This is a genomic window from Shinella oryzae (assembly GCF_023038235.1).
GTDB lineage: Bacteria > Pseudomonadota > Alphaproteobacteria > Rhizobiales > Rhizobiaceae > Shinella > Shinella sumterensis.
This window is the reverse complement of the sequence record NZ_CP081987.1, coordinates 729,793-743,745: the sequence shown is the minus strand read 5'-3', so window position 1 is coordinate 743,745 and position 13,953 is coordinate 729,793. Positions and strand designations below refer to the sequence as shown.

16 protein-coding genes are annotated in these 13,953 nt (G+C 65.4%); 9 read left to right on the top strand and 7 right to left on the bottom strand.

Annotated features, from left to right (window positions below; translation table 11 throughout):
* Positions 1-51 precede the first annotated feature (51 nt).
* The gene (gene betI / locus K6301_RS03635; RefSeq protein ID WP_247219394.1) at positions 52-666 is read left to right on the top strand and encodes a choline-binding transcriptional repressor BetI; all 615 of its coding nucleotides are present in this window, start codon (positions 52-54) and stop codon (positions 664-666) included.
* Here the strand turns inward: betI and K6301_RS03630 are convergent.
* A complete protein-coding gene (locus K6301_RS03630; protein WP_247219393.1) occupies positions 648-917 on the bottom strand; it encodes a hypothetical protein in 270 nt (89 codons plus the stop codon). The two genes, betI and K6301_RS03630, sit on opposite strands and share 19 nt — an antisense overlap.
* A gap of 159 nt (positions 918-1,076) precedes the next feature.
* Between K6301_RS03630 and K6301_RS03625 the strand changes: the two genes are divergently transcribed.
* The 7 genes from K6301_RS03625 to K6301_RS03595 all read left to right on the top strand — a co-directional run bounded on the left by K6301_RS03625 (position 1,077) and on the right by K6301_RS03595 (position 9,239).
* Positions 1,077-2,585 carry a protein adenylyltransferase SelO gene (locus K6301_RS03625; protein WP_247219392.1) on the top strand — a complete coding sequence of 503 codons (1,509 nt, stop codon included), beginning with the start codon at positions 1,077-1,079 and terminating at the stop codon, positions 2,583-2,585.
* Between the two features lie 171 nt (positions 2,586-2,756).
* Positions 2,757-5,090, top strand: a complete 2,334-nt coding sequence (locus K6301_RS03620) for a glucose/quinate/shikimate family membrane-bound PQQ-dependent dehydrogenase (protein ID WP_247219390.1) — start codon at positions 2,757-2,759, stop codon at positions 5,088-5,090.
* 117 nt (positions 5,091-5,207) lie between these two features.
* Positions 5,208-6,884 (top strand): ABC transporter ATP-binding protein, encoded by a 1,677-nt coding sequence (locus K6301_RS03615; RefSeq protein ID WP_247219389.1) that lies wholly within the window; start codon positions 5,208-5,210, stop codon positions 6,882-6,884.
* Between the two features lie 67 nt (positions 6,885-6,951).
* Positions 6,952-7,416: a hypothetical protein gene (locus K6301_RS03610; protein ID WP_247219387.1), complete on the top strand. Its 465-nt coding sequence runs from the start codon at positions 6,952-6,954 to the stop codon at positions 7,414-7,416.
* 217 nt (positions 7,417-7,633) lie between these two features.
* Positions 7,634-8,134 (top strand): GNAT family N-acetyltransferase, encoded by a 501-nt coding sequence (locus K6301_RS03605; RefSeq protein WP_247219385.1) that lies wholly within the window; start codon positions 7,634-7,636, stop codon positions 8,132-8,134.
* A 19-nt stretch (positions 8,135-8,153) separates the two neighbouring features.
* Entirely contained in the window at positions 8,154-8,339 is a 186-nt protein-coding gene (locus K6301_RS03600; protein WP_247219383.1) for a hypothetical protein, read from the top strand.
* A 249-nt stretch (positions 8,340-8,588) separates the two neighbouring features.
* On the top strand, positions 8,589-9,239 hold the full coding sequence (locus K6301_RS03595) for a pyridoxamine 5'-phosphate oxidase family protein (protein ID WP_247219381.1): 651 nt from the start codon (positions 8,589-8,591) through the stop codon (positions 9,237-9,239).
* 45 nt (positions 9,240-9,284) lie between these two features.
* Here K6301_RS03595 and K6301_RS03590 read toward each other — a convergent pair whose 3' ends face one another.
* From K6301_RS03590 to K6301_RS03570, 5 genes are all read right to left on the bottom strand, one after another.
* Positions 9,285-10,193 carry a cytochrome c gene (locus K6301_RS03590; protein WP_247219380.1) on the bottom strand — a complete coding sequence of 303 codons (909 nt, stop codon included), beginning with the start codon at positions 10,191-10,193 and terminating at the stop codon, positions 9,285-9,287.
* A gap of 121 nt (positions 10,194-10,314) precedes the next feature.
* Positions 10,315-10,758 carry a c-type cytochrome gene (locus K6301_RS03585; protein ID WP_134647660.1) on the bottom strand — a complete coding sequence of 148 codons (444 nt, stop codon included), beginning with the start codon at positions 10,756-10,758 and terminating at the stop codon, positions 10,315-10,317.
* 244 nt (positions 10,759-11,002) lie between these two features.
* Complete coding sequence (locus K6301_RS03580) at positions 11,003-11,371, bottom strand: HVO_A0114 family putative DNA-binding protein (RefSeq protein ID WP_247219378.1); 369 nt, start codon at positions 11,369-11,371, stop codon at positions 11,003-11,005.
* Complete coding sequence (locus K6301_RS03575) at positions 11,372-11,653, bottom strand: toxin-antitoxin system TumE family protein (protein WP_247219376.1); 282 nt, start codon at positions 11,651-11,653, stop codon at positions 11,372-11,374.
* A gap of 94 nt (positions 11,654-11,747) precedes the next feature.
* Positions 11,748-12,350: a superoxide dismutase gene (locus K6301_RS03570; RefSeq protein ID WP_247219375.1), complete on the bottom strand. Its 603-nt coding sequence runs from the start codon at positions 12,348-12,350 to the stop codon at positions 11,748-11,750.
* A gap of 207 nt (positions 12,351-12,557) precedes the next feature.
* Between K6301_RS03570 and K6301_RS03565 the strand changes: the two genes are divergently transcribed.
* Entirely contained in the window at positions 12,558-12,950 is a 393-nt protein-coding gene (locus K6301_RS03565; RefSeq protein ID WP_202402215.1) for a hypothetical protein, read from the top strand.
* 55 nt (positions 12,951-13,005) lie between these two features.
* On the opposite strand, the gene K6301_RS03560 is transcribed toward K6301_RS03565, so the two are convergent.
* Positions 13,006-13,887, bottom strand: a complete 882-nt coding sequence (locus K6301_RS03560; RefSeq protein ID WP_247219373.1) for a branched-chain amino acid aminotransferase — start codon at positions 13,885-13,887, stop codon at positions 13,006-13,008.
* Positions 13,888-13,953: the final 66 nt, after the last annotated feature.

Sequence of the window (13,953 nt, the reverse complement as noted above, 5' to 3'; positions counted from 1 at the left end):
TGAACTTCACGGAAAAAATGTCAATCTTCCCGCACCAAAAGCGGGAATCACATGGCGGGAAAGCTCACGAAACTGGTCGATATCAGGCGCAGGGAACTGCGGCAGGCCGCGTTCGAGGTGCTGCAACGCGAAGGCATGGCCGGCGCGACGCTGGAAAAGGTGGCCGCCCATGCCGGCGCCTCCAAGGGCATCGTGCTGCACTATTTCCGCAACAAGCAGGAGCTCTTCGAGCAGGCGATGCGCGAGGCGAATGCCAATCTGCGCGATGCCGTGGCCGAGCGGCTGCGCCGGGCGAAGACGCCGCGCGAGCGCATCGCGGCCGTGGTGGACGGCAATTTCGACCCGCGTTTCTACCAGCCTGAAATCGCCCATGCCTGGCTTGCGCTCTGCGCGGAGGTGCCGCGCGAACCGCAGCTCGCCCGCATCCAGGCGGTCATCCACGCCCGCATGCATTCGAACCTGATGTCGGCGCTCAGGCTACTTATGCCGGCAGAGGCGGCGCGCCGGACGGCACTCCTCATCAGCGGACTGATCGACGGCCTGTGGCTGCGGCATGGCCTGCAATCGGGCGGCGTGCCGCGCGCGGAAGCGCTGACGTTGATGTACGACTTCATCGACCGCCGGCTGGCGGAAGAGGCCGGGCGCGATCAGTCGCCGGAGGCGTAAAGCAGCGCGATATCGCGATGATGGAGCGCGCAGACATCGCCCTCGCTCTTCACCACCGCCCGGCGCGCCTCCAGAACGATGACGCAGCCGTTGCGGAAGGCATATTGCCGGTCGCCATTGGCAAGCTGCGTCTGGCGCGGCACCTCGTCCATAGGCCGCTCGCCGGCCGGCTTCTGCGTCGATGGCGCGTTACAGGCGGCCAGCAGGAGAAGGGCCGGCAGGGCGGGCAACAGGCAGGTCAGGTTCTTCATGCAACACTCCTTTCCGACGAGGATAGGGCGGGAGCCGGGAAAGGAAAGGCGGCCCGAGGCCATCCAGCGCTGCCGTGCATGAGGCATACGCCCCCCAAGCCTTTCGTTTGCCGCCCGGACGCCCTATCTGAAAGGAAAGCGGCAAAGGATGGATGGATCATGAGCACGGCAACGACGGCACAGGCGGGCGCGACCGGCGCCATCCCCTTCGACAACAGCTATGCGCGCCTGCCGGATGTGTTCTTCACGCCGGTCGACCCCACGCCGGTGGAAGCGCCGATGCTGATTGCCTTCAACCGGCCGCTCGCCGAGGAACTCGGGCTCGATGCCGACAGGCTGGAGCGGCATGGCGCGGGTTACTTCTCCGGCAACGTTCCCCTGCCCGGCTCGCTGCCGCTCGCCATGGCCTATGCCGGGCACCAGTTCGGCCAGTTCGTGCCGCAGCTCGGCGACGGGCGCGCCATCCTGCTCGGCGAGGTGATCGACCGCAACGGAAAGCGGCGCGACATCCAGCTGAAGGGCGCCGGGCCGACGCCCTATTCGCGGCGCGGCGACGGGCGGGCGGCGCTCGGCCCGGTCCTGCGCGAATACATCATCAGCGAGGCCATGCACGCGCTCGGCGTCCCGACGACGCGGGCGCTCGCCGCCGTCGCGACCGGCCAGCCGGTCTATCGCGAAAGGGTCCTGCCCGGCGCCGTCTTCACGCGCGTGGCCGGCAGCCATATCCGCGTCGGCACCTTCCAGTTCTTCGCCGCGCGCGGCGACACGGAGAATGTGCGCGTGCTCGCCGACCATGTCATCGACAGGCACTATCCCGCGCTCAAGGGCGCGGAAAAGCCCTATCTCGCGCTGCTCGACGCGGTCGCCGACCGGCAGGCATCGCTGATCGCGAAATGGCTTGGCGTCGGCTTCATCCACGGCGTGATGAACACCGACAACATGACGATCTCGGGCGAGACGATCGACTTCGGGCCCTGCGCCTTCATGGACCGGTACGACCCGCGCACCGTCTATTCCTCCATCGACCGCAACGGCCGCTATGCCTTCGGCAACCAGCCCGGCATCGGCCAGTGGAACATCGCGCGGCTCGCCGAGGCCATGCTGGCGATCCTGGACGACGACCAGGACAAGGCGGTGGAAGCCGCCAACGCGGCCGTCGGCCGGTTCATGGAGCGGTTCCAGGCGCACTGGACGCGCACCATCCGCGCCAAGATCGGCCTTGGCGACGACGCGCGCGAAGAGGACCAGGAGCTGATCCGCGAGCTTCTCGTCACGCTCTACGAGCAGAAGGCGGACTATACGCTGGCGTTTCGCCGGCTTGCCGACTGCGCGCAGGACGATGCCGCCGATCCCGCGCTCGGTGCGCTTCTCGAAGACCCGGCGTCGATTACCCCATGGCTTGCCACCTGGCGGGCGCGGTTGGCGCAGGAGGCGACCGCGCCGGCGGTGCGCGCCGAGGCGATGCGGCGCGTCAACCCGGCCTTCATCCCGCGCAACCACAAGGTCGAGGAAGCGCTCAACGCGGCCATAGACGACGGCGATTTCTCGCTGTTTACCGCCCTGAACGACGTGCTTTCCCGGCCCTACGAGGACCAGCCGCGCTTTGCCGCCTATGCCCTGCCGCCCGAACCGGGCGAGGAGATCGCGGCGACCTTCTGCGGCACCTGAGCCGCCCTTGCGCTACAGCCGACATGCAGTCATGGTAGCCCAGCCGTGCAATAACGTATGACCCGGGGCATTGAAGGGCCACCTTTTCGCCCTAATTCCTGAAGCGTCCGCTCTGCGGAGCCGGGCGTCATGTCGGCCCTCTTCCGGCCGCCATCACAAATGGAGTTTCCCATGTTGCTCACGCTGACTGCCGTCCTCTTTGCCATCATCGGAGTGGTGCTGACGGGCGGGGGCGGGTGGCTGCTGTCGCTCGGCGGCAGCCCCTATTACCTCATCACCGGCCTCGCCTTCCTCGTCACCGCCTATCTCCTGCTGCGCCGCTCGAGTGCTGCGCTGTGGCTCTATGCCCTCGTCATCCTCGGCTCGCTGGGCTGGGCGGTGTGGGAAGTCGGCTTCGACTGGTGGCAGCTCGGTCCGCGCGGCGGCATCATCGTGCTTCTCGGCCTGTGGCTGATGCTGCCGGCCATCCGCCGGCCGCTCGGCATCGCAAGCCCAACCGGCATTCGCTACCCGGCATCGGCCCTGCCGCTGGCCGTGGCGTCCATCGTGGCCATCGCGGTGGCCGGCTATTCCATGACGCAGGATCCGCACGATCTTGCGGGCGAGCTGCCGACGAACGTCGTCAACGCCACGCCGGCGCTCGGCGGCAACGTGCCGGCCGGCGAATGGCATCAATATGGCCGCACCCCGTTCGGCCAGCGCTACTCGCCGCTCGACCAGATCAACACGGACAACGTCAACACACTGAAGGTGGCCTGGCAGTACCAGACGGGCGACGTGAAGCTGCCCGACGATGTCGGCGAGACCACGTACCAGGTGACGCCGCTCAAGATCGGCGACACGCTCTACATGTGCACGCCGCACAACTGGGCCATCGCGATCGACGCGGCGACCGGCAAGGAAAAGTGGAAATACGATTCCAACTCCGGCATGAACCCCGACCGCCAGCACCAGACCTGCCGCGGCGTGACCTATTATGCCGATCCGGCCGCGACGGCAGGCACGACCTGCGCGACGCGCGTCTACCTGCCGACCTCGGACGCCCGGCTGATCGCGCTCGACGCCGAGACCGGCGACGTGTGCACCAGCTTTGCCCAGAACGGCGTGCTGCGCCTCGAACAGGGCATGCCGTACAATCCGGCCGGCTACTACTACTCCACATCGCCGCCCGTCATCACCGACGAGAAGATCATCATCGGCGGCGCGGTCAACGACAACTACTCCATCCATTCGCAATCGGGCGTCATCCGCGCCTTCGACGTGAAGACTGGCGCGCTGATCTGGAACTGGGATTCGGGCAATCCGGATGTCACCACGCCGCTGCCGGAGGGTCAGGTCTATACCGTCAACTCGCCGAACTCCTGGTCCGTCTTCAGCTATGACGATGCGCTCGGCCTCGTCTATATCCCGCTCGGCAACCGCGTGCCCGACCAGCTCGGCATGGGCCGCAGCGAGCATGTCGAGAAATACTCGTCCTCCATCGTCGCACTCGACATCAGGACGGGGGCCGTGCGCTGGGTGCGCCAGACTGTGCATCACGACCTCTGGGACATGGACGTGCCGGCGCAGCCCGCGCTGATCGACATCACCAAGGACGGCGCGATCATTCCGGCGCTTGTCGGTCCCACCAAGCAGGGCGACATCTACGTGCTGGACCGCCGCAACGGCGACCCGATCATCGGCATCAAGGAAATCCCGGCACCGACAGGTGCGATCCCGGAGGACTTCACCGCCCCGACGCAGCCGATCTCCGACCTCACCTTCTCGCCGCCGCCGCTGACGGAAAAGAACATGTGGGGCATCAGCATGTTCGACCAGCTGAAGTGCCGCATCGACTTCCTGTCGCTCAAATATGAAGGCCGCTACACGCCGCCGTCGCTCCAGGGCACGCTCGTCTATCCCGGCAATTTCGGCACGTTCAACTGGGGTTCGGTCGCGGTGGATCCGGAACGGCAGGTCATGTTCGGCATGCCGACCTACCTCGCCTTCACCTCGCGCCTCGTGCCGCGTGACCAGATCCCGCCGAAAGGGCAGGACGAAAAGGGTTCCGAACAGGGCCTCAACCGCAACGAGGGTGCGCCCTACGGCGTGTTCATGGGCCCCTTCCTCGGCCCGCTCGGCATTCCCTGCCAGGCGCCGCCGTGGGGCTATGTCGCAGGTGCCGACCTCGCCAGCGGCAAGATCGCCTACAAGCACAAGAACGGCACGGTCTACGACATGACGCCGCTGCCGCTGCCCTTCAAGGTCGGCGTGCCCGGCATCGGCGGGCCGATCATCACCAAGGGCGGCGTCGCCTTCCTGGGTGCGGCGGTGGACGACTATATCCGCGCCTATGACGTGACGACGGGCCGCCAGCTGTGGGAAGGCCGCCTTCCCGCCGGCGGACAGGCGACGCCGATGACCTACACGGTCGGCGAGAAGCAATATGTGCTGATCGTCGCGGGTGGCCACGGCTCCGTCGGCACCAAGCCGGGCGACTACGTCATCGCCTATACGCTGCCGTAAGGCGGGACGACGGGGCGGCTTCCGGGCCGCCCGTCGCAATCCATGGAAGGCCGGCGCAGGGTTGCTTCCCCGCGCCGGCCTTTTCATTATGCGGCCCCAATCCTCGGGAGATTCGCCATGAACGACGACTGGCGGCTGATCGCCGCGCCGGTGAGGATCATCCTTGCGAATTACTGGCGCGCCTCGCGCGGGCTTCTCGCGCTCGTCTGCGTCATCGTCTTCCTGTCGGCGGTGTCCGCCGTCGCCGCGCCCTACCTGTTCTCACGCCTCATCGACACCATGACGGCAGACAGGATGGCCGCCATGCTGGCCGTCGGCTTCGCCCTCTACGCGCTGCTCATCGGTGCGAGCGCCGCGCTCCAGAACATGGTGCAGTACCTCTCCTTCATGAGCGCGCAGAACCTGAGGTTCATCGCCAGCACCAGCCTGTTCGAGCGGCTGCTTCGCAAACGCGCGCTCTTCTTCGCCGAGCACAATCCGGCCGAGATCGAAAGTGCTGGCCGACGTGGCGAAAGCGCGATGATGACGCTGGTGCAGCTCGCCCTCATCGTCTTCGTTCCCGGCACGACCCAGATTGTGCTTTCGCTCGCCATGCTCGGCGCGGCGATCAACATGGAGGTCGTGCTCGTCGTCATCGCCTATGGCGTCGTGTTCATCACCCTGACCGCCATCGCCAACCACCGCACGCGCCGCTATCTCGACGCGGCCATCGCAGCCGGCCAGGAGAACGCCAAGTTCATCGGCAATGCCATGACGGCGATGGAGACGCTGCGCCATTTCGGCAGCCAGGACTGGATGCAGGCGCGCTTTTCCGGCAAGGCGCGCGAGGAGCGCGACAACTGGGCGACCTTCTGCCGCCGGCGCATCGGCTATTCCTCGCTGATGGGCGCGGGGCTTGCCGCGCAGTTCCTCATCACCTTCGTCCTGCTTCTGCCGCGCTACCAGGCGGGGGAACTCACGGTTGGCGACCTCGTGCTGTTCAACACGCTGCTGCTCCAGCTCAACCAGCCCTTCGAGATGATCGGCCATGCGATCGACGATCTCGTGCGGGCGCGCGCCTCCCTCCTGCCGCTCGCCCGCATATGGGCTTCGCCGGAAGAGACGGATGTCGCAACGCCGGGCGGGTTTATCGCAGGTGACGGCCGCCTCGCCTTCGAGGCCGTCTCGTTTTCCCATGACAACGGCCGGGGCGTGGCGGATGTGAGTTTTGCGGCCGAACGCGGCCGGATCACCTATCTCGTCGGGGAAACCGGCTCCGGCAAATCGACGCTGCTGCGGCTGGCGCTGAAATCGCTCTCGCCCACATCGGGACGGATCAGCGTCGACGGGCGCGACCTGGCGAGCGTGTCGCAGCGCGACTGGTATGCGGCGATCGGCATCGTGCCGCAGGAGCCGACGCTGCTCAACGACACGCTTGCCACCAACATCGTGCTCGGGCGGGCGCTGGACCAGGCGAAGCTGCGGCTTGCGGTGGAGAAGGCGGCGATCCTGCCCTTCATCGAAGGCCTGCCCGATGGCTTCGAGACGGTGGTGGGCGAGCGCGGCATGAAGCTTTCCGGCGGGGAGCGCCAGCGCATCGCGATTGCCCGCGCGCTCTATGCCGATCCGCAGTTCCTCTTCCTCGACGAGGCAAGCTCGGCGCTGGACGAGACGACGGAGGCGGAAATCATGCGCCATGTCCGCAGCCTCGCCGGCGAGGTGACGATCCTCGCCGTCACCCACCGCAAGAGCGTCATCGCGCCCGACGACCATGTCGTCCACTTGACCGGCGGGCATCGCGACGCGAGCGCCTGACCGAAAGCCTCGCAAAAGCTGCACCGCCTAACCATGCTCCCGGAACATTTTTCAGGGAGCCCTTTTCATGAAGATCGACGGCAATTCGCTTTCCGCCTATGCACTCGCCCGCCAGCAGCGCGCGCCCTCCGGCGACGTCGGCATTCCGGCCGGCCTCAGCGGCGGCGACGGCAATGGCGCACGCAACATCCCGACCGTCGAAACGTCCGCCTCCTCCATGCCCTCCGGCCTCGCCAACGCCCTTTGGCTGAACGCGTCCAAGCAGGACAAGATGCACGAGGAAAGCCAGAAAGTGCTGGCGGAATTCCTCGACCTCTCGAAGATGACGGCGATCGAGCGCCTGCGCAAGGAACTGCTGGAGGAGATGGGCCTCACCGAGGACAGCCTCGCCCAGCTGCCGCCGGAAGAGCGATCGGCAATCAACGAGCAGATCCGCCAGGCCATCAAGGAACGCCTCGGCGTCGACGAAACCGCACAGGCCGGCGCAACGGACGGGCAAGCCGCCGCCGGCACGCAGGAAGCGGAGGCCTGACCAGCCTCCGCTTCGATCCTACGTCGCGGTGAGAAAGGCAATTGACAAACGGCGCGAATTCGAGAATATCGCGTCCATGATCAAGAGCACGCACATCGCCGCGACGTATTTTTGGCTGTTCCGATAAGGAGCGGCTGTCTGATCATGTCAACAAGCCGCCATCAGGCGGCTTTGTTGTTTTAACGCTCCTGATGGCACGAAACCCTAGGAGCCCGAAATGCAAAATACCGTCATCAAGCTCGAACCGCATGCCGCCGAACGCCCGGCGATGCTGAACATCCGCACCGCCCGCCAGGGCGATCTGCAGCAGATCCTCGACATGATCGCGCTGCATGCCGAATGCCATGGCGACACCGCGAAGATTTCCGCCGCCGATCTCGACCGCGACCTCTTCGGCGTGCATCCCTGGATCACCGCCCTCGTCGCCGAAGCTGGCGGACGCCTGATCGGCTACGCCCTGCTCGTGCCGATGTACCGCGCCGGCGACGGCATGCGCGGCATGGAACTGCACCAGATCTTCGTGCGCCGCGACCACCGCGGACAGGGCATCGGCCGCCACCTCGTGTCACGTGCCCGCGACCATGCCCGCGTCGCCGGCTGCGGCTACCTCTCCGTCAGCGCGGCGACCGGCAATTTCGGCGCCCACCGCTTCTACGAGCAGATGAACTTCCGCGCCGGCCCGGTAACCGGCATGCGCTATGTGCAGGCGCTCGGCTGATGTCCGACCGGAGCCGGGGATGACCAGACGACGGGCCACGGTGCTGACGCCCAGCGGCGACGACGTTACCTCGCCTGGCGGCGTTTCCGTCCGCTTGTCGGGTAAGGCGGAGGATGCCGGCCCCGCCCGCCTCGGCGCGCCGGTCCTGTCCGGCGACGCGATTCGGAAAGCCGCGACCTGTCGGCTCCGGCCGGGCGCGTCGTAGCGGCCGGCAAGCCGGTGGCCGGCATCTGCGGCGCGACGCTCGTGCTCCGGTCTGCTCGACGACCATCCCGGCAATCATCCTCCCTCAACCCAGCCATCCAGATAAGACAAACCGCGTTGATCCCTTGGACATATTGATGTAATCGTTTTTTGATGTACGTACATCATTTGACGCCGAGGAGACGGGCGTTGACTATGCGGCGTGCGTGCTGAGGGAAAACCACACCGAAAACAGCCTGGGAGGCGGATCATGACGGCGGTGCAGCTCAATCCGGATTTCATTATCGCGGATGAACACTCGTTGCGGAGCCTGTTTGCGCCGACGCACGATCTCGCCGTGCAGAAGTGCCTGAAGTCATTGGGGAGACATGCACAGGACTTCATCCGGCGCTCGCCGTTCTTGTGCATCGGCTCGCAAGGGGCGGATGGGAAAGCCGATGTCAGCCCGCGCGGCGACCCGCCGGGCTTCGTGACGATCCTGGACGAGCGCACCCTGGCGATCCCGGATCGGCCGGGCAACAACCGGCTGGATACGCTGAGCAACATCGTCGCCAACCCGACCGTCGGGCTGCTGTTCGTCATTCCCGGTTTCGAGGACACATTGCGCGTCAACGGACAGGCGACACTCACGCGCGATCCCGCGCTCCTTGAAAGCATGGCCGTGGCGGGCCGGACGCCGAAGCTTGCCATTGTCGTCAGTATCAGCGAGGTCTTCCTGCACTGCGCCAAGGCTTTCCGCCGTTCCCGCCTGTGGAGCGCGGAGCATTTCCAGGACCGCGCCGCGATGCCCTCGCTGATCAAGATGATTCTGGACGACACGACCGGCGCGCCTGACGACAAGGACGAGATGCGGAAGATGGATGAGGGCCTGGAAGAGGACTACCGGCAGAGCATGTATTAGGCCGGCCGCCATTTTTGCCGGCGGCGGCCCGGTTTGGCAACAACCCTATCGCGCCGGGATTGCCTTGAGATAGGCGGCGATGGCGTCGCGGTCTTCCTTGGGCAGCTGCGCCATGTTCTTCTGCACCGAGACCATCGAGCCGCCGACGCTGTCGAAATCGGGCGTGAAGCCGGTTTCGAGGTAGTTGGCGATATCGCCGGCGCTCCAGCTGCCGAAGCCGCCTTCGGCCGGGGTGATGTTGGGGATGCGCCCCTCGCCTTCCGGATTGGGGCCGCCGGCCAGCCACTGGTCGGTCTTCAGGCCACCCAGCACATCGCGCGGCGTGTGGCATTCGCCGCAATGGCCGGGGCCTTCCACGAGGTACTGCCCGTGTTTCACCGTTTCGTCGGCATTGGCGAGGTCCACGCGCGGCGCCTCGTTGAGATAGAGGAACTTCCACCCGCCGAGCGCGAGCCGGATATTGAACGGGAACGGCAGCTCATGGCCGGGCGCGACATTGCCGCTCTTGGGCAGCGTCTTCAGGTAGGCGTAGAGGTCGTTGATATCCTTGACCGTCATGCGCGAATAGGAGGCATAGGGAAAGGACGGATAGAGATGCTCGCCGTTGCGGCCTGTGCCGCGCTTCATGGCGTCGCCGAATTCGGCAAGCGTCCAGGCGCCGATGCCGGCCGTCTCGTCGGGCGAGATATTGGGGGCGTGGAAGGTGCCGAAGGGGCTCTTCAGCGCCATGCCGCCGGCGAGAACCAGCTTCTGGTCGTCGGCCGCGCCCGGCGCCGCATGACAGCTCACGCAGCCGCCGGCATGGAAGATGCGCTCGCCATTGGCAAGGTCGGGTGCGCCGGCAGCGGCCCAGGTTTCCGCCGGCAGGCGCTGCGGGGCGGTGATGAACAGGAAAGCGCCCGCGCCGATCGCGCCCAGCACGACGATGCCGCCGATGATTTTCTTGAAACCCATGCGCCGTTTCCTCTCGCCGGTTGCGGAGATGTCGCCCCGCGACCCCACACCATGACACACCGCCCCGGCGGCCGGCGCCGGGACAGTGTCGCGTCTTCCAGGGGATTGTCGGGTCTACCGCCTACTTCTTGACGCGGTAGACCTCATGACAGCCACCGCAATTGGGGCCGATCGTGCCCAGCGCCGCACCGACGCCCGCCTGGTCCGCGGGCAGGTTCGCCAGCACCGCATCGACATCCGATCCGAACTTGGCGGCCTTCGCCTTGAAGTCGTCCGTCTGCTCCCAGATCTTCGGGCTCGCTTCCGTGTCGTGGCCCGTTTCGGAGCCCGCCGGGAACTGCTCCGGGAACGCCTTGGCGACTTCGCTCATCGTGGTGAGCGATGTCTTCACGACATCGGCGTCATAGGGCTTCTCGCCCTTGGCGATGCCCGACAGCGCGCCCATGGCGCCGCCGACCTTCTTCATCATCTGCGCGCGCACGACCTGCGGCTCGTCCGCCGCCACCACGGCGCTCGCGCCGATGATTGCGAGCGCGGCCGCTGTCGCCAAAATCCTCAACTTCATCGCGTTCTCCCGATCCTTGGCGGCGGGTTGATTCCACGCCGCCGGTTTACGCTAGCGCCGGCATGATGGCATTTTGCGAACCGCATGAAAGTAAAATCTTTTTGACGGCGAAAATCCTTCGGGATCGCCTGCTGACCCGGTGTCGCGAAAGGGCTGATGCGGCAAATCGGATCAAGGACACGCCAGCGGCGCCGCAAAATGAACGGAACGGAGGGCTGGCAGAGATTTGGAATCGCAATCGGCCCTAGGCCACGGCTCTCAGATCGAAATCGGCGTGGATGACATCGAAGGGGACTTCGATTTTCCCCTCGTCCGTCCGGTCGATGATGCCCCAGTCCACGAGCGCCACGACGTCCTCATGCACCCGCTTCACGTCACGCTCAAGCGACCGGGCAAGCGCACGGATGCTGCTTGGGCCGATCTTCTGCAAATGCTCGATCAGCTCCCATCGCTTCGGGCTGATGACCGAGAAAAGCTGCGCCGGCGAGCTGAAGGTGAAGGTCGCCACGGGATCGGAAGGTTCGCCGGTGGAAGCGGCCTTCCCGGCGCGGGCGAGACTTTCGGCGAGAGCCGCTTCGGCATCGCTGCGGATCTGGATATGTGCGCGTTTCATTCAAGACCTCCTTTTCGCGACCTCAGCCTGAAAATCCGCAAGCAAGGCGGAGACGGTCGTGAACGCGTAGCGCAGTTCGCGGCCGTCAAGATGACAATGATCGCCTTTGCCGCGCTCGTTGTCGAAGCCGACGATGCGCCGGCCGTCACGCCCGTAAAACAGGCGATATTTGTAGGAATGCGCGCTCCCCGCAACGGGTTCGGGAACCCGCCACAAGACGATCTCGATGATCGAGCCATCCGGCAGGACGGTCTTCGAACGTTCGAGAAGCACGGCGTCCATGTTGGCATTTATGCCATCAATATGGCTTCATGTCGACAAACAAAAACCCCGGCCGTTTCCGACCGGGGTTTCGTGAAATTCACATGTCAGCGAATTACTTCGTGGCGGCTTCGTAGCGCTCCAGGACGTAGTCCCAGTTGATCAGGCTGTCGACGAAGGCTTCGAGGTACTTCGGGCGGGCGTTGCGGTAGTCGATGTAGTAGGAGTGCTCCCATACGTCGACGCCGAGGATCGGTTCTGCGCCGTGGACCAGCGGGTTTTCGCCGTTCGGGGTCTTGGAGATGGCGAGCTTGCCGTCCTTGACGGAGAGCCAGGCCCAGCCCGAACCGAACTGCGTGGTGCCGGCGGCGATGAAGTCGGCCTTGAACTTGTCATAGCCGCCGAGATCGCTGTCGATCGCCTTCTGGAGTGCGCCCGGCAGGCTCTTGCCGCCGCCGCCCTTCTTCATCCAGTTCCAGAAATGGAGGTGGTTGTAGTGCTGGCCGGCATTGTTGAAGAGGCCCTGGTTGGTGCCGTAAGACTTCTTGACGATCTCTTCCAGCGAGAGGTCGGCGAGGCCGGCTTCTTCCGCCAGCTTGTTGCCGTTGTCGACATAGGCCTTGTGGTGCTTGTCGTGGTGATATTCGAGCGTTTCGCGCGACATGAAGGGCGCAAGCGCATCGTAATCGTAGGGAAGCGGCGGAAGTTCGAAAGCCATGGTGATGTCTCCTCTTGGCGACGGAATTTTTCAAGGAAATCCGTGAGCGGAACATAGGAGCGGCAACCGGAAGAGGCAACCCGCCCGGTTCCCAAATTTTCCCGACCTTCGACAAAATCCTTTCGTTTTTGCCTGTCAGATCAATGATGAAGCGGAACGAATTCCGATTCGGGACATTTCGCCCCTCACCGCAACACGGAGCCTGCCATGCGCGCCCTTCCCCTTGCCATGATCGCCCTTTCCCTCACCGCCCCGCTGGCGCATGCCTCCTCGCCCGAGGCCTGGGAGGAATTCCGCGCGGATGTGGAGAAAAGCTGCCTGGCGAGCCTGCCGGAAGCGCTCGGAACGCCGACGGTCTTCGTGGAGCCGACCGGCACGGAATCCTACGGCATCGCCGCCATCGAAGGCCTGTCGCCGGAAGCCAAGAGCCAGATCACCTATGTCTGCATCTACGACAAGCAGAAGAAGACGGTCGAGATGTCGCCCCCGATCACCGCGGACTTCCTGCATGTCGTGCGCGAAAGCGAGCGCGCCGCAGCGGCCGAGAAGAAGGCCGAAACCGGCGACAACACCACGCAGGACCCGGCCGGGCAGGAATAACGCCCGACAGACAGTCCCAAGCAGCAGAGCCGGTCTTTCGACCGGCTCTCGTCGTTCAGGCATCGCCGTTGGAATGCGCCCAGTCGAAATAGAGGTCGCGCGCCTTGGCGGTGATGGGGCCGGGCTGGAGGTCGCGGTCATCAAGGCGCGTGACGGGCACGACCTTGGAATAGTTGCCGGAGGTGAAGATCTCGTCGGCGGCCTGGAAATCGCCGAGCGTCAGCGCGCTCTCAATCACGTCGAAACCCGCTTCCCGCAGCAGGCCGATGACGCGCGCGCGCGTGATACCGGCGAGGAAGGTGCGGTTGGAGGCCGGCGTGAAGACGACGCCGTCCCGCACCATGAAGATGTTGGACGATGCGGTTTCGGCGACATTGCCCAGCATGTCGCGCACCAGCGCATTGTCGAAGCCGCGTTTGCGGGCTTCCACCAGCATGCGGGCATTGTTCGGGTAAAGGCAGCCGGCCTTGGCATCCGTCGGCATGCATTCCAGCGTCGGGCGGCGGAAGGGCGAGACCGTGAGCGACGAGGCCGCCTTCGGATCGCTCATCGGCGCCTCGAACAGGCAGAGCGCAAAGCGGGTCGATTCCGCGTCAGGCGCCACGACGCTGAACGACCCGTGCTCGGCCCAGTACATCGGCTTGATGTAAACAGCCGTCCTGCCGTCGAACCGCTTCACGCCTTCCCACGACAGCGCCTCGATCTCCTCGGCCGACACCGTCGCCTTGAGGCCCAGAGCCTCCGCGGAGCGGTTGACGCGCTGGCAATGCAAGTCGAGATCCGGCGCGATGCCGTCGAACCAGCGTGCACCGTCGAACACGGTCGAGCCGAGCCACATGGCATGCGAGGTGGGGCCGATGAGCGGGGGGTTGCCCGAAATCCACTCGCCGTCCACGAAGGTCCAGGTCGTCGAGCGCGGTGAGGTATCGACTGGCATTTTCAAAACTCCTTTTCACCTATCAAGGCCGGGCCGGCCGGGCCGGTCAAGTCTGCCTGACTTCGG

Excerpts from the sequence above, each read along its gene's own strand:
- K6301_RS03600 (WP_247219383.1), top strand. The coding sequence starts at position 8,154 with ATGACCAGACGACGGGCCACGGTGCTGACGCCCAGCGGCGACGACGTT.
- K6301_RS03630 (WP_247219393.1), bottom strand. The coding sequence starts at position 917 with ATGAAGAACCTGACCTGCCTGTTGCCCGCCCTGCCGGCCCTTCTCCTG.
- K6301_RS03615 (WP_247219389.1), top strand. The coding sequence starts at position 5,208 with ATGAACGACGACTGGCGGCTGATCGCCGCGCCGGTGAGGATCATCCTT.
- K6301_RS03605 (WP_247219385.1), top strand. The coding sequence starts at position 7,634 with ATGCAAAATACCGTCATCAAGCTCGAACCGCATGCCGCCGAACGCCCG.
- K6301_RS03560 (WP_247219373.1), bottom strand. The coding sequence starts at position 13,887 with ATGCCAGTCGATACCTCACCGCGCTCGACGACCTGGACCTTCGTGGAC.
- betI (WP_247219394.1), top strand. The coding sequence starts at position 52 with ATGGCGGGAAAGCTCACGAAACTGGTCGATATCAGGCGCAGGGAACTG.
- K6301_RS03575 (WP_247219376.1), bottom strand. The coding sequence starts at position 11,653 with ATGGACGCCGTGCTTCTCGAACGTTCGAAGACCGTCCTGCCGGATGGC.
- K6301_RS03595 (WP_247219381.1), top strand. The coding sequence starts at position 8,589 with ATGACGGCGGTGCAGCTCAATCCGGATTTCATTATCGCGGATGAACAC.
- K6301_RS03565 (WP_202402215.1), top strand. The coding sequence starts at position 12,558 with ATGCGCGCCCTTCCCCTTGCCATGATCGCCCTTTCCCTCACCGCCCCG.
- K6301_RS03585 (WP_134647660.1), bottom strand. The coding sequence starts at position 10,758 with ATGAAGTTGAGGATTTTGGCGACAGCGGCCGCGCTCGCAATCATCGGC.
- K6301_RS03610 (WP_247219387.1), top strand. The coding sequence starts at position 6,952 with ATGAAGATCGACGGCAATTCGCTTTCCGCCTATGCACTCGCCCGCCAG.
- K6301_RS03590 (WP_247219380.1), bottom strand. The coding sequence starts at position 10,193 with ATGGGTTTCAAGAAAATCATCGGCGGCATCGTCGTGCTGGGCGCGATC.
- K6301_RS03570 (WP_247219375.1), bottom strand. The coding sequence starts at position 12,350 with ATGGCTTTCGAACTTCCGCCGCTTCCCTACGATTACGATGCGCTTGCG.
- K6301_RS03620 (WP_247219390.1), top strand. The coding sequence starts at position 2,757 with ATGTTGCTCACGCTGACTGCCGTCCTCTTTGCCATCATCGGAGTGGTG.
- K6301_RS03580 (WP_247219378.1), bottom strand. The coding sequence starts at position 11,371 with ATGAAACGCGCACATATCCAGATCCGCAGCGATGCCGAAGCGGCTCTC.
- K6301_RS03625 (WP_247219392.1), top strand. The coding sequence starts at position 1,077 with ATGAGCACGGCAACGACGGCACAGGCGGGCGCGACCGGCGCCATCCCC.